A 13,512-nucleotide genomic window follows, 5' to 3' on the forward strand; every position below is an offset into this window, starting at 1 on the left:
AGGCTGAAAATACCGCAGCCTCTGATGAGACCAGGATTTCTGCATCAGAGAATTCAACAGCCACTCAGGAACCTGAGTCTCAAGAGACTTCAGAATCAACCGAGTCAATTGATGTTGGCATTAATACGCAACAGGAAATTAAACTGCCCGGCAAAGACCGGGTGCAGACCTATTCTTTGTTCAGCTCTTCATTTGCCGTGCAGAATGAAGGGCAAATTGTGCAGGACACCACAACGGAAATCAGCGAAATCCAACCCCCAGCCAACTTCCATTTTGTGGATGATCTGAATCTGGGACGTCCGCCGGTTCAAGTGACGGAAACCAGTTCGGATGAAGCCATTCCGATACCGGAAGGACTGGCTGAACTTTTGAATCAGCAGGTGGTCGATACCTCGCAAACAGAGACGGGTCAGGAAGATCAGGCCATCAATTCTTCTGTTGAAATTACTGATCTGAATCCGGTACCACAGACGGACAAGGTACAGGCAGTTCAACCTGACAGTGAGGAATCTTCAACTGATTCAAAGCCTGTATTACATTCGGATGAGTTTCTCGATATTAAAGTGACCGATGAACTGCAACAGGCGATTCAGGATCACGAAGAGAATAATTCAGACAACGCTGTTGATTCTACCAGCGAGAATGAAATTGATGCTCAAGCAGCTTTGCAACAGCGATATCTTCGCTCCAGGGATCAAACTCAGTCCGGACCTTCTTCCACAGAAACCAGTCGGGGGGAGATTGCCTCAGGGCAGGAATCCATTCAGGGAATTTCTGAACCAGTGATCGAGCCGGTTCAGCCGGAAGTGCAAACAGCACAGACTGACGCTGCAGAAATTGTTACTGATAAAACGGCCCGGGATTCCGAACGGTCTGAGCAGAAAACTGATGGGGTGGATCAGGGGCAGTTAAATCCGAATCCGCAGCCTGTATTAGATGCCTTGAGCCGCGTCCCGTCGGAAACACCGAAAGCCGGCTCGCTGTCACAGGATCACGTCTCATCCATTGACAGTGATCAGTCGTCTTCTCAGCAGACAGTGGCAAGTCAAACAGCTCCCGCGACGGGTAGTCAGTCCGCGACTACTGTGGAACATCCAGTGGATGTAAAGCACGTTGAGCAATTGGTCGAGCGGATTGTCGGCGCGGTGCGTCAATCTCAGTCCACCGGGCAGCAGCTTAAAATTCGGCTGAGCCCCCCCGAACTGGGTACACTGCAGATTGAAGTGTCATTGAAAGATGGTGTGTATACAGCGAAAATGGAAGTGCAAAATCAGCGCGTTCAAAAAGTCATTAATGATAACATTGCACAATTGAAAGATGCCCTGGCAAAGACCGGGGTTTCCATCGATCGCATCGAAGTGCAGATCAGCACCGATTCCAGTGAAGATCAGCGCTCGTCAAACTCTGATGCGCGATCACAGTCAGGCAGCGAGTTCAATTCGAACCATTCTTCCGGGAACTCGAGAGATTCTGACCAGAGTCAGGATGAGCGGTCCTTTGTAGAGGAATCCGCGAAGCGGGATGATGCCGAGCAATCGCAACCGGATAACCCGCAAGTGACTCGTTCGCAGGGAATTTCGACAGACAACGTGGAAGAAATCGACGTACAAATTTAAGTCAAATTAAGTATTGAAAGGAATGCCAGGATGGCTGTAGATGGAATTAGTGGCAGCGGCAGTACCAATACCGTTAATGTAATCGAGAAGGATAAGGCAGGCTTCAGTGGTCTGACAGCCGAATCTTTTTTGAAACTGTTGATTACAGAACTGCAAAACCAGGATCCGACCGAACCGTTGGGTAACGAACAATTATTGGCACAGCTTTCCAGCATGCGGGAACTACAGTCGAATATTGAGCTGTCGGATACACTTAAGGCAATCACAACCGGTCAGGGTTTAACGCAAGCTGCCAGTCTGATTGGGAAAGAGATCGAAGGCCAGTTAACCGGACAGTCAGCTGTCGCAGGGGTCGTTGATCGTGCTTTTGTCCGCGAAGGGAAAGCATATGTGGGCGTAGGAGCGTCTGAACTTCCTGTTTCTGCGATCAGCATTGTTCAAGAACCAGCAAGTGTATGATGAGTCGATATTTACGTTTATTGTTCGAGGTTGGACAAAGTGAATGAACACAAAATTTACCAAAAAATGAAACATGATCAGGATCAGTTTAGACGATATACAGAGTAGAGCTGCGGCACAGTTATGACTGATGCTGCGCGATTAGAACCAATGGATTAGGTTTTTACCTGGTTGATTCAACCGAGGAGTTGTCATGGGATTGACGTCTGCATTAAATACATCGTTGGGTGGTTTGGCCCAGAATGAAACAAGTATCGATGTGTTGGGTAACAATATTGCCAACGCAGGGACAAACGGATTTAAAGCGTCCAATGTGCTCTTTACAACTCAGTTAGCGCGAACCTTAAGTGTGGGTTCACGTCCGACAACGACGAATGGTGGTACCAACCCCCGTCAGATTGGTTTGGGTGCTCTCAGTGCTTCGATTCGAAAAGACTTTACTCAGGGGAGTGTGACCAACAGTACCAGTCCTTCTGACCTTGCCATACAGGGGGAAGGTTTCTTTGTTCTGGACAGCCCCGACGGTCAGGTTTACTCGCGAAACGGTAACTTTGAATTAAATAGCCAGAGTCTGCTGACAAGCCAGACCGGTTTTAAAGTTCAGGGATATGGTGTTGATGAAGATTTTAATCTGGTCACCACCACCTTAACAGATATTAAGGTCCCTCTGGGAGATTTAAACGTCGCTCAGGCAACCAAGAATGTATCGATTGGCGGAGCTTTATTACCAACGGGAGTCCTGGGGACAACGGGGGCCATCACAACAACCGGGCCATTAACCGATGCCGGTAATGCGAATGCTGCGATCACAGGTACCACTTTGTTAACAGATGTGGAAGCGACCATCGGAGTCCCTTTATTTACTCTGGGCGAGACACTGGAATTTACGCCCAGTAAAGGAGGAAGATCTCTCGATCCGATGACTTTGCTGGTGGGTGCAACTACGACTGCCGCCGATTTTGCCGATTTTATGGACCGAACACTGGGTATCCAAAGCGGAGGTGGTATTCCCAATGACGCTGGTACGGGATCTCAACCAGGCGTCTCGGTGACTGGTGGGGCATTTCAGATTGTCGGTAATAGTGGCACTGTGAATGATATTTCCCTTACGGTTGGTAATATCACATCGGATGGTGCTACTGTCTCACTACCATTTACCAAAACTCAAACAGCAAATGGCGAAAGCGCCATTACCGACTTTATTATTTTTGACTCGCTCGGTGAACCAGTTACCATGAAAATGACCAGCGTGCTGGAATCTCGCTCGTCGAATAATACGGTCTTCCGCTACTTCCTGGAAAGTTCCGATGATAGTGATGGTGACATTGCGGTTTCCACCGGTACGATTACCTTTGACAGTAAAGGGGTTGTCACCAATTTTACGCCGAACACGTTTGCAGTGAGCCGTTCTCTGACTGCAGCAGATGAAATGGATGTGACGATTGACTTGTCGAACATCTCTGGTATTTCCTCTGCGGCTGCTGGCAGTACGTTGAAGCTGACCTTACAGGACGGTTCTGATCCGGGAACTCTTTCGAGTTTCGTGATTGATGAAACTGGAATTATTAACGGTGTCTTTGATAACGGTATCATTCGTACGTTGGGCCAGGTAACACTGGCTCGTTTTGCGAACCCTCAGGGATTGCTGGAAGCAGGAAACTCGACATTCCAGGAAGGGGTCAGCTCCGGTCCTCCGTTCCTGGTGACTCCCGGTAACTTTGGTGCTGGTACGATTCGTGCCGGTTCGATCGAATTATCGAACACCGATGTGGGGCGAAATCTGGTGGACCTGATTGTGGCCTCGACAAACTATCGAGGAAACGCACGGGTGATCAGTTCAGTGCAGCAACTGGTAGACGAACTTCTGGTTCTGGGACGATAGTGAGATCAGGATGAAGGCTCCTTGTTCTGGGAACTCTGAGATTACGATACCAGGGAGAATGGCAGCATGATCAAATTGACCAGGTTGAACGGTGAAGAGTTCGTGATCAATGCAGAATTAATCCAATGTATCGAAAGCAGGCCAGATACCTTTATCACTCTGACTTCAGCAGATCGTCTGATTGTACGCGAAAGTGTGGAAGAGGTCGTCAAACGCTCGATTGCCTACTCCAGGGCCATTCGCCTTGTTCCAGGCCTTTAAAAAGCGAATTCGGTGAGTACAGAGAGAAGTTAATTGTGATTCAGGTTAGTAACTGTTAAACGGTTCGTGGCTCAGCGTCAGCAGACAGTCATCATTCATCAGGAACATTTGCAGAAATGGATAAGGCAACAGCCGGTGGAGTGGTCTCAGGGGTCGCATTACTCTTGCTGGCGATTGCGATTGCGCCCGGTTCCAGTTTTGCTGCCTTCATTGATATTCCCTCTGCTGCCGTGGTGGTCGGGGGGGCGATTGCTGCCACTTTTATTGCATTCCCCGGCGCAGCCATGCTCCTGTTTCCCAAGGTGATCAAGAAAGTCTTCTTCCCCAAGCAACAGGAAATTGGCCCTGTCATTTTGCAGATTGTGGAGTTTGCTGAAATCGCCCGTCGGGACGGCATCCTGGCATTGGAATCCAAAACTGAGGAGATTCAGGACCCGTTTATTCTGTTGGGCGTACAGATGGCAGTTGATGGCACTGATGTGGAATTGATGGAGCAAATCCTCCGAACGGAAATGGAAGCGGTTGCAGGCAGGCATAAGAGTGGAAAAGCTCTCATGGATACGGTCGGCCGTTATGCGCCGGCGTTTGGAATGATTGGAACATTGATGGGGTTGATTATCATGTTGGGAAACATGGATGATCCGGAAGCCATCGGCCCGGGAATGGCGGTCGCGTTAATTACAACCTTGTATGGCGCTATCGTTTCCAACCTGTTTTTTCTTCCCTTTGCTGACAAGCTGGCGTTCTACAGCAAGCAGGAATTTCAAGTCCGGGAAGTGATTGTCAAAGGTTTAATCGCGATTCAGGAAGGGGACAATCCGCGGGTCATCGAACAAAAGCTGAATACCTTTCTGCCTCAGGATAAGCGGGTGGGTAAAGATGCTAAAGCAGCCTGATGTCGTACAGATCAGTCATGGGACCATGTTTGTCTACTCACAGATCCCGACCTGCTTGTGAACTCAGTGTGCGAATGGCTTAGAAGGAGTGTTCTCAGATGGCGATGCCGCAAGATGATCCACCTCCAGGCGTTCCGGAATGGGTTGTTACCTATGGTGATATGATGTCTCTGTTACTGACATTTTTCATCATGCTGGTGTCAATGAGTGAAATTCGGAATGATGAAGGAAGTGTACGCGCCATGTTGGATTCATTGCGCGAGCGATTTGGAACCCATCAAGGCGATGCCGCCGTTCCGGGAAAATCCTTGGATGCCACCAGCAATCAAAGTAAGCCAGCTTCTAAGGGAACCAGCTCAGATGGTGGAACCAAAACCGGAAAAGAAAAATCGAGTGGTGGTGGTGGGCCCAACAAAACAGTCGAACGCATCAACAGCGGAACGGAAGTCACACTAGGGGGGACTGCTAGTTTTGGTAGATTTTCTGCGGAATTGACTCCAGAAATCAAACAGAAGCTGAATATCATTGCCGAAATATTGCTGCCAACACCGAACCGTCTTATCGTGCGCGGTCACGCCTCCCCTGAACCTCTCCCAAATGACTCAAAATTCCGAGATTCACAGGAGCTTTCTTTTTATCGGGCCAAAAACGTTGCCGAATACCTCGAGTCCAAGGGAATTGAGCCGGAAAGGCTGATTGTCAGTTCAGTTGGTGATGCAGAGCCACGAACAATCACCCGGAACCCCGAGGAACAATACTTGAATCGTCGGGTTGACGTATTTTTAATTGATGCGTATATAGTCTCTCCAAAGACAGGCGATCGCTGAGTCTTGATGATCGATCGAACCTGATCGAGCGTTTTCGTTAATTCACTCGATTTTTATTCACCATGCCTGTTGAACAGAATACCCGTCATAAACGGTGTGTCAAAAAGACAAGGGATTTGTCTTTGCTCAAACAGGGAGCGAGAGTTCAAGGAGGAGACTCGTGGCAACAGACACCGAAACAGCAGACCCTGGTGTCGATTCGGAAACAGGTACAACCGTAGAAAATACGGATGCCTCTCGTGGTCACTCAAAAGCAAAGCTATTGAAGGTAGGGGGGCTGTTACTGATTGTAATCGTCCTGCAGGTTGGCATCTCATACTGGCTGCTGTCACCGGATCAACCGGAAGAGGTCGCAGAAGAAACGATTTCTAAAGATAGCGAGAATCTGCAGGTTAATACGGCAGAGGTTTCAATTGATAATTTCAGTGTCACGAATAATATAGCCGAACCTGGTGCAACGATTCACGTTACTTTCAATCTGGTGGCTCTTGTAGAACAGGGAGCAGCATCGGATTTTGAAGCGATGGTGAAAGAAAATAATAAAGCACGCGTCAAGCAGGCTGTGATCGAAGTGGTTCGTAAGTCTAGTTTAACTGACTTGAACGACCCTCAATTGAGCACGATGAAACGCATGATGAAAGAGGCCATAAATAAAGTCCTCAAGAAAAGCTATATCATTGAAACCGTGATCAGTGAATACCGCACAATGACGCAATAATGTATGAATAACAGGAAGCAATCGTGGCTGAAGAGAATGATGATCTTCTAGATCCCTCAGAAATCGAAAAGCTATTGAATTCGCAGGGACAATCTGCGCCAGCTGGTGCACCTTCCGCGGGGGCTTCAGGCAAAGGCGCGGGCAATGTAGATGACAATCTTCTCGATCCTTCCGATATCGAAAAATTACTGCAAGGCGCGGATGCCAAGAAAGGTAGCTCTGATGCGGGAGCGAAGGCTGTCGTCAACAATGATGATATTGATTCGCTTTTTAATCAGCATACGCCGCCAGCAGACGATCACTCCGGAATGCCTATTTCTACGCGTGCAGAAACCGAAGCTTTGCTCAATCAGGCTGAAGCAAATCTGGCGGCTGCCATCTCTCCTAATCTGGGACCTGGAAATGGAATTCCGGTCGATCTGGGAGGCACGAAAGCGTTTGAATTTCCCAATTTTGAATCAATGGCGAGCAGTCCTGAAGAAGCAATGGCGCTGGCTTCATTGCAAAACGTGGAATTGGATTTATGCATTGAACTGGGTAGAACAGAGTTATTGATTGAAGAAGTTTTAAAGATGAAAGAGGGAGTTGTAGTCCCTTTGGATAAACTGGCTGGTGATCCTGTGGATATTCTGGTGAATGGCCGCATCATTGCGCGGGGTGAAGTATTGGTTTTAAACGATAATTTCTGCGTGCGAGTTGCAGAAATCATTTCACCAGAACTGTAGGGTCGGGTAAGGAAAACGGAATTTCCTGTTAATCAACGTGTTTGACGACGAAAAGGATTCAATGATTCGTCATTTCTATTATTCTGTTCTGATTCTGGTTTGCAGCCTGTGCGGTATTTCGAATGTGAATTCGGAAGACGTGAATCCTGCAGCGCGAACTTCGGGATTTCACCAGCCACGTGCGGCTTCAGGTGCAACGCCGGATTTTTCACAACAGACACAACGAAATGTCACACAGAGAACTCAAGCACGGGGAGAAAATACTCAACACGTTTCGAATCAGTACAACCAGCGTACGATACCGTCACGGGCGATCAATCAGAGTCCGCAGACTGCGATTGAGGCAAAGTCAACTTCCAGACCAATTACGCCAGTGGATCGACAAAAGCTGAGCAGCCAAAGTCCGTCGGGCAATGGCGTATCGCGACAGGCACCCTCGATGTGGGGAACTTTGAGTGCTCTGGTGGTTGTAATCTCAATCATTCTGGTGACAGCGAAATTATTCAAAAAACATCATCCACTGGCTTCCACAATTCTGCCTCGCGAAGTGATGGAAGTACTGGGGAAACGTCCTTTGGATGCACGTCAGACGATTCATTTTGTACGTTGTGGTTCGCGGATACTTATTTTGGGGTCTTCGCCGGCCGGTCTGGAAATGCTCAGTGAAGTTCTGGATCCGGTTGAAGTTGATCTGATCACAGGCATGTGTCGGGAACGTGCACAGTCCGGACGATCGACTACCACGTTTAAGAACCTGTTTCAGGCGACACAAAAAAAATCTGAACAGAGCGACCGCAGTCAGGCTGCTGATGTTTTTGGTCAGGCAGGAAACACAGAACAATCTCCCCGAACCACAGCACAGGGAGAATTTGAGGATTATGATTCGGCTGTCACTCGCTTACAGCAGAAGTTACTGCATTCTTCACGTCAGTCTCTGAATGATAATGCGGAGTCGGGACATGCTTAGGCGGATGGCGCTGCAGCAACAGATCGCTGGAAATACCGTTCTTTGCGGGATCGGAGTGTTACCTGCGGTTGTGGGGATACTGGTGTTACTGGTCGGTTCTGTCACCGTGCAGGCACAGACCCCCGCGTTGAATCAGGCGTTGTCCAATCAGGGGACCGCAAATCAGAATACACCCGTTTCTCAGGGACAGCCAACACTCACTCAGCAGGCTGCTGGAAATGGCACATCCGGTATGCCGGAAATGCTGAATGTCGAGCAGATGACATCGCCTCAGGGGTTGAACTCAACTCTGAAACTGTTTTTGCTGCTGACGGTATTGAGTCTGGCTCCCTCGGTTCTCATCATGACGACATGTTTCATTCGGTTTGTGATCGTCTTTGGTTTGTTGAGACAGGCGTTAGGAACGCAGCAGCTTCCTCCGAATCAGGTACTTACATCCCTCAGTCTGTTTTTGACGATCATGGTGATGGCTCCCGTTTGGGAAAAAGCCTACGAGGAAGGAATTGTTCCCTATACCCACCAGACACAGCAGTCTCCAGTAACGCTGGAAGCGGCTTTTCAAAAAACAGTAGGACCACTTCGGAAATTCATGAGCGACCAGATTGAGTTAACCGGAAACAGCGATGCCGTGTGGTTGTTTCTGGACTATCAGCAACCACTGGCCGGATCGCCGGGAGCTGCCGAGTATCAGTCTCCCAGTGATTACGATGAAGTTCCCCTGACGGTTTTATTGCCGGCCTATATGTTAAGTGAAGTGAAAACGGCCTTCCTGATCGGTTTTCAGTTGTATCTGCCTTTTATTGTGATCGATATGGTAATCAGTTCGATTCTCATCAGTATGGGGATGATGATGCTGCCCCCGGTATTGATTTCATTACCCTTTAAAATTTTGTTGTTCGTATTGATCGACGGGTGGCTGTTGACTGTAGGGATGTTATTGGAAAGCATCAGGACGGTCGGTTAATTTCGGGCGCTACCATTGCGCCCGGATCATTGTTAATTACAGGTGTCAGGTATGGATAGTGCAACAGTTCTGGATTTGGGGCGAGAAGGATTACTGATCATGCTGGAAGTCAGCGGGCCGGTGATGCTGACTGCCGTTGTTGTTGGATTGGTCATCAGCATCGGGCAGGCAGTGACTCAGATTCAGGATCAGACAATCAGTTTTGTTCCCAAGATTATCATGATGGTACTGGCGATCCTGTATACGTTGCCCTGGATTACTGCATTGATGGTGGAGTACAGCACGAATCTGATTACCAATATTCCTTCCCGCCTTTGATTCCCTGCAAGCCTGTGAAACGGGGAAAAAGAAAAGCCTGTGAGCGCACTTCTCGACCAATATGTGATGAACCCGCTTTTGCAGCTGGCTCCGGGGCAGGTTCTGCAGTGGGCCATGCTGCAATTCTATGCATTCACGTTAGTTGTGGTTCGCATCAGTGGTTTGATGATTATTGGACCCGTGTTCGGGCAGCCGGTTTTTCCCACAAATATCCGTATTTTGCTGATACTCAGTCTTTCAATGCTGATCACGCCAACGCTGCACGATCAGGTCACGACTGGCTTTTATGAACTGGATATCGATCAGAACCAGCGACTCAGTCGAGACGAAGTCCCTGCACATTTACAAGACCGTTTTGATGAGTTGATTGTCAGTGCCGGCCGCGAGGGGACACAGGAATTGAGCGTCAACGACTACAAATTTGTGGCCAAGATGCCTGCTTCGCTGTTGGATTATGCCTGGTCGATACTGGGGGAACTTACATTAGGTTTTTCGCTGGGGTTGGGAATCTATATCATTTTATTAAGTCTGCAGATGGCAGGCCAGATGATCGACCAACAGGCGGGAATGGCGTTAGGAGAAGTCTTCAATCCCGGCTTTGACATGAATGCCTCACTCAGCGGTCAATATCTCTATTTCATCGGGATTACGATTTTCCTGATCATGGAACCGGTCAACGGGCATCTGTTAATGCTTGCCTCGTTGATTGATACTTTTCAGATATTTCCGGTGGGTGAAGGGATCGTTTCCACGAATACACTTGATCTGCTTCAGACATTGATGCATCAGTCATTGGTGTTATCGATTAAAGTCGCTGCTCCGTTACTGGCAATCAGTGCTTTGATTTCACTGTCGATGGGATACCTGGGACACACGGTTCCGCAGATTAATGTGCTGGTGATCGGTTTTCCGATTCGTGCGATGATCAGTCTGGCAGTGTTGATTTTCACGTTATCTGGAGCCGCAGACATTGTAGTGGAATCGATTCCGACGGCCATCGATCAAATAAGCCGCAGTGCAGTGATGTAAATCGGGCTGAGACCTTTAAATTATGGCAGAAAATGATACAGGGGATAAAACCGAGCAGCCCACGGATCGCCGGCGCAATGAAGCCCGCGAGAAGGGGAACATTGCGAAAAGCACTGATCTGAATGCTGCCGGAATGATGCTGGCGGCAGCCGGAGCTCTTTATTTCTTTGCCGTCAGTCTCAGTCATGATATGAAAAATCTGATGGAGGTCACTCTGACAACGCCGGTCTGGCTGCAGATGGAACCGAACATGATTATCGAGCGTTGTGAGTCGATTATCAAATTGTTTCTGGAAGGAACAGTGACGACCATGTTTGTGTTGTTCATCTCGGCCGTGTGTTTAAACATTATGCAAGTCGGATTTATGGTTTCACCGGATGTTTTGCAAATCAAATGGGAACGTCTGAATCCCCTCGAAGGGGCCAAGCGGATTATTTCCGTTCGCGGTCTGGTAAAACTTGTCGTGAGTCTGGGGAAGCTCAGCTTGCTGATATTCATCGCCACCTGGTTCAGTTATCTCGTTTTTCCCAATTTTCTGGCTTTGATGGGAGCCCCTCCCGAAACTATTCTGCGCGACATTTTCAATTCGACCATTGAGCTGGGAATTCTGCTGGCACTGGCTTTGATTGTACTGGGGGTAGCAGACTATGGATTTCAGAAATGGAAGCATGAAAAAGACCTGATGATGAGCAAGCAGGAGATCCGCGAAGAAATGAAATCGATGGAAGGTGATCCTCTGCTTCGTCAGCGACGTCGCGAGGCACATCGGAAGCTGGCGATGTCACAGGAACTTTCCAAAGTGGCGTCGGCCGATGTGGTGATTACCAATCCAACGCACATTTCGATTGCCATCAAGTATGATCCGGAATCAATGCCGGCACCGGTTGTCGTTGCCAAAGGGGCCGGCGAGATCGCTTTTCAGATTCGTAAAATTGCAAACGAGCATGGGATTCCGATTATCGAACGCAAAGCACTGGCGCGGCAGATGTATCGCGATGTGAAAACCGGTCAGGAAATTCCCTTCGAATTATACGAAGTCTTCGTGGAAATCATGGCCTATATTTATAATCTGACTGGTAAATCCATGCCGGATTCGAAATAACCGTGTGGATGTTTCGGTGTCGTGAAATTCGCCCCGGTTTCCCTGCAGGCAGAAAGCTCATTCAGAACTGAAAACGCTGTTTTGTGTCATTTTTCAGGAACAAAAGCGAGTTTTCACGCGGTCTACTCTGGTGTTTGATACCATTTCTCACCAAGATATTACGTACAGAGTTCAGACGGTAGAATCAGCGACTTCAAAGCTTGTTTAAGGGGAACCAATGCGTTGGGAACATCCGGTTCAGTTCGCATCGCAGAGTGATGTCGGCTTTCGGCGGAGAAATAACGAAGATTCGATCTCCGTTCGCATTTGTAAAGACCAGGAGAGCTGGCGCGATCATGGGCACTTCTTTCTCGTTGCCGATGGGATGGGGGGGCACGCCGTTGGCGAACTGGCAAGTAAAATTGCCTCAGAAACCGTTCCCCACACATTCTTTAAAAATAAACCTGGACCTGTGGCCAAATCATTAAAGTCGGCGATCGAAGTTGCCAATCAGGCAATCAATGAGCGCGGAATGGCCAATCGAGAGTTCATGCGGATGGGGACGACCTGCAGCTCACTGTGTCTCTGTTCTGAAGGCGCCGTCATCGGCCATGTGGGAGACAGCCGTGTTTACCGCGTTCGGGAAAACCGCATCGATCAACTGACGTTCGACCACAGTCTGCATTGGGAACTTATTCGCCAGGGGAGGATGAAACCCGAGGAGGTCTACCTGAATGAACCCCGGAATGTGATTACTCGTTCATTAGGTCCTGAGCCGGTTGTGAAGGTCGATATCGAAGGGCCTTACCTGGTTATGGAGGGGGACCGCTACATCCTGTGCAGTGATGGATTAACCAGTCATCTGAAAGATGATGAAATTGGAATGATTGCGAAATATCTGGAACCCAGCGATGCCTGCCGGTTGATGATTAATCTGGCAAATTTGCGAGGGGGCTCTGATAACATTTCGGTGATCGTGGTGCGGGTGGGAGAACTTCCCGATGGCAATCTTCCACAGGAAAGGCATCCTGAACAGGAGCCGGAACCGGAGCTGGATCTGGAGAAGGGTTATGGAGAATGGTTGTGGCTGGCCGGTGTCTGGGGGGCTTCGCTCATGGTGGCGACCGGCATTGTCATGTGGATTCTGACAAAATTTGACAGAGGAGAGTTTCTGACATTCGGAGGCATGTCCCTGCTGGTGATGCTGCTGGTACGCAAAGTGTTTTCACAACGGGAGTCCGGCCGTCACGAAGAATACCTGGATAAAAGCAAAACCGTGGAATGGAAACCCTATCGTTCAGAGCGTTTGAAGTTCAATACGGATTTTCTGCAGTATCTGACAACCATGGAATCTGAGCTACAGCGGGCGGCAATGGAAGAAGAGTGGACCATCGAATGGTCGGCCCATAACAAGATTTACTACGAGGCCAAGGAAGGGTTGGAAAAGAAAAAGTACCTGAATGCCTTCCGCGATTTTTCCCGTGCGATCGATATCTTAATGACGGGGTTGCATTCCTACCGAAAAGAAATGGTGCATCAGGCCCGCTGGAAAAAAGGCTCTTCTTCCACGCCTCAGGAAGACTGAATCAAATCAGGAGCCCGCATCAGTCGTTTCAGAACAGGGTTGCCTGTACACATTTTGTACACAGCAACAAGTTTGCCGAATTAACATTGGATTCCTGTTTTGTTTTCGGTATGATCCGACTCTTACATTCAGTACTTTGAAGGACTTGTGACACGGAGGTCAGTGTGTTCTTTACTCAAACCAT

Annotated in this window: 14 protein-coding genes; all 14 read left to right on the top strand. The window is 48.7% G+C overall.

Annotated elements, in window-relative coordinates:
• Window positions 1–1,616, top strand: a 1,616-nt coding sequence (locus tag Q0294_RS12725; RefSeq protein ID WP_299465773.1) for a flagellar hook-length control protein FliK, incomplete at its 5' end; no start/stop codon positions are given.
• Window positions 1,617–1,646: 30 nt separating this feature from the next.
• Complete coding sequence (locus tag Q0294_RS12730; protein ID WP_299465776.1) at window positions 1,647–2,075, top strand: flagellar hook capping FlgD N-terminal domain-containing protein; 429 nt, start codon at window positions 1,647–1,649, stop codon at window positions 2,073–2,075.
• A 193-nt stretch (window positions 2,076–2,268) separates the two neighbouring features.
• On the top strand, window positions 2,269–3,957 hold the full coding sequence (locus tag Q0294_RS12735) for a flagellar hook-basal body complex protein (protein WP_299465779.1): 1,689 nt from the start codon (window positions 2,269–2,271) through the stop codon (window positions 3,955–3,957).
• A gap of 66 nt (window positions 3,958–4,023) precedes the next feature.
• On the top strand, window positions 4,024–4,218 hold the full coding sequence (locus Q0294_RS12740) for a flagellar FlbD family protein (protein ID WP_299465782.1): 195 nt from the start codon (window positions 4,024–4,026) through the stop codon (window positions 4,216–4,218).
• A gap of 116 nt (window positions 4,219–4,334) precedes the next feature.
• Complete coding sequence (locus Q0294_RS12745) at window positions 4,335–5,114, top strand: motility protein A (protein WP_299465785.1); 780 nt, start codon at window positions 4,335–4,337, stop codon at window positions 5,112–5,114.
• A gap of 104 nt (window positions 5,115–5,218) precedes the next feature.
• Complete coding sequence (locus tag Q0294_RS12750; RefSeq protein WP_299465811.1) at window positions 5,219–5,941, top strand: OmpA family protein; 723 nt, start codon at window positions 5,219–5,221, stop codon at window positions 5,939–5,941.
• A 94-nt stretch (window positions 5,942–6,035) separates the two neighbouring features.
• Window positions 6,036–6,659, top strand: a complete 624-nt coding sequence (locus Q0294_RS12755) for a hypothetical protein (protein WP_299465788.1) — start codon at window positions 6,036–6,038, stop codon at window positions 6,657–6,659.
• 23 nt (window positions 6,660–6,682) lie between these two features.
• Window positions 6,683–7,384, top strand: a complete 702-nt coding sequence (fliN, locus tag Q0294_RS12760) for a flagellar motor switch protein FliN (protein ID WP_299465791.1) — start codon at window positions 6,683–6,685, stop codon at window positions 7,382–7,384.
• 61 nt (window positions 7,385–7,445) lie between these two features.
• The gene (locus Q0294_RS12765) at window positions 7,446–8,351 is read left to right on the top strand and encodes a flagellar biosynthetic protein FliO (RefSeq protein ID WP_299465794.1); all 906 of its coding nucleotides are present in this window, start codon (window positions 7,446–7,448) and stop codon (window positions 8,349–8,351) included.
• Entirely contained in the window at window positions 8,344–9,315 is a 972-nt protein-coding gene (fliP, locus tag Q0294_RS12770) for a flagellar type III secretion system pore protein FliP (protein ID WP_299465797.1), read from the top strand. The genes Q0294_RS12765 and fliP overlap by 8 nt, the downstream gene beginning before the upstream one ends.
• A gap of 51 nt (window positions 9,316–9,366) precedes the next feature.
• Complete coding sequence (fliQ, locus tag Q0294_RS12775; RefSeq protein WP_299465800.1) at window positions 9,367–9,633, top strand: flagellar biosynthesis protein FliQ; 267 nt, start codon at window positions 9,367–9,369, stop codon at window positions 9,631–9,633.
• A gap of 39 nt (window positions 9,634–9,672) precedes the next feature.
• Window positions 9,673–10,662 carry a flagellar biosynthetic protein FliR gene (locus Q0294_RS12780; protein WP_299465803.1) on the top strand — a complete coding sequence of 330 codons (990 nt, stop codon included), beginning with the start codon at window positions 9,673–9,675 and terminating at the stop codon, window positions 10,660–10,662.
• Between the two features lie 22 nt (window positions 10,663–10,684).
• On the top strand, window positions 10,685–11,764 hold the full coding sequence (flhB, locus tag Q0294_RS12785; protein WP_299465805.1) for a flagellar biosynthesis protein FlhB: 1,080 nt from the start codon (window positions 10,685–10,687) through the stop codon (window positions 11,762–11,764).
• Between the two features lie 217 nt (window positions 11,765–11,981).
• Entirely contained in the window at window positions 11,982–13,328 is a 1,347-nt protein-coding gene (locus Q0294_RS12790) for a protein phosphatase 2C domain-containing protein (RefSeq protein ID WP_299465808.1), read from the top strand.
• Window positions 13,329–13,512: the final 184 nt, after the last annotated feature.

The organism is uncultured Gimesia sp. (assembly GCF_937919775.1).
Taxonomy (GTDB): Bacteria; Planctomycetota; Planctomycetia; order Planctomycetales; family Planctomycetaceae; genus Gimesia.

What these genes read in the sequence shown, in the direction of transcription:
- Q0294_RS12735 (WP_299465779.1), top strand. Translation starts at nt 2,269, where the DNA reads ATGGGATTGACGTCTGCATTAAATACATCGTTGGGTGGTTTGGCCCAG.
- Q0294_RS12745 (WP_299465785.1), top strand. Translation starts at nt 4,335, where the DNA reads ATGGATAAGGCAACAGCCGGTGGAGTGGTCTCAGGGGTCGCATTACTC.
- Q0294_RS12765 (WP_299465794.1), top strand. Translation starts at nt 7,446, where the DNA reads ATGATTCGTCATTTCTATTATTCTGTTCTGATTCTGGTTTGCAGCCTG.
- Q0294_RS12730 (WP_299465776.1), top strand. Translation starts at nt 1,647, where the DNA reads ATGGCTGTAGATGGAATTAGTGGCAGCGGCAGTACCAATACCGTTAAT.
- Q0294_RS12740 (WP_299465782.1), top strand. Translation starts at nt 4,024, where the DNA reads ATGATCAAATTGACCAGGTTGAACGGTGAAGAGTTCGTGATCAATGCA.
- flhB (WP_299465805.1), top strand. Translation starts at nt 10,685, where the DNA reads ATGGCAGAAAATGATACAGGGGATAAAACCGAGCAGCCCACGGATCGC.
- fliP (WP_299465797.1), top strand. Translation starts at nt 8,344, where the DNA reads ATGCTTAGGCGGATGGCGCTGCAGCAACAGATCGCTGGAAATACCGTT.
- fliQ (WP_299465800.1), top strand. Translation starts at nt 9,367, where the DNA reads ATGGATAGTGCAACAGTTCTGGATTTGGGGCGAGAAGGATTACTGATC.
- Q0294_RS12750 (WP_299465811.1), top strand. Translation starts at nt 5,219, where the DNA reads ATGCCGCAAGATGATCCACCTCCAGGCGTTCCGGAATGGGTTGTTACC.
- Q0294_RS12790 (WP_299465808.1), top strand. Translation starts at nt 11,982, where the DNA reads ATGCGTTGGGAACATCCGGTTCAGTTCGCATCGCAGAGTGATGTCGGC.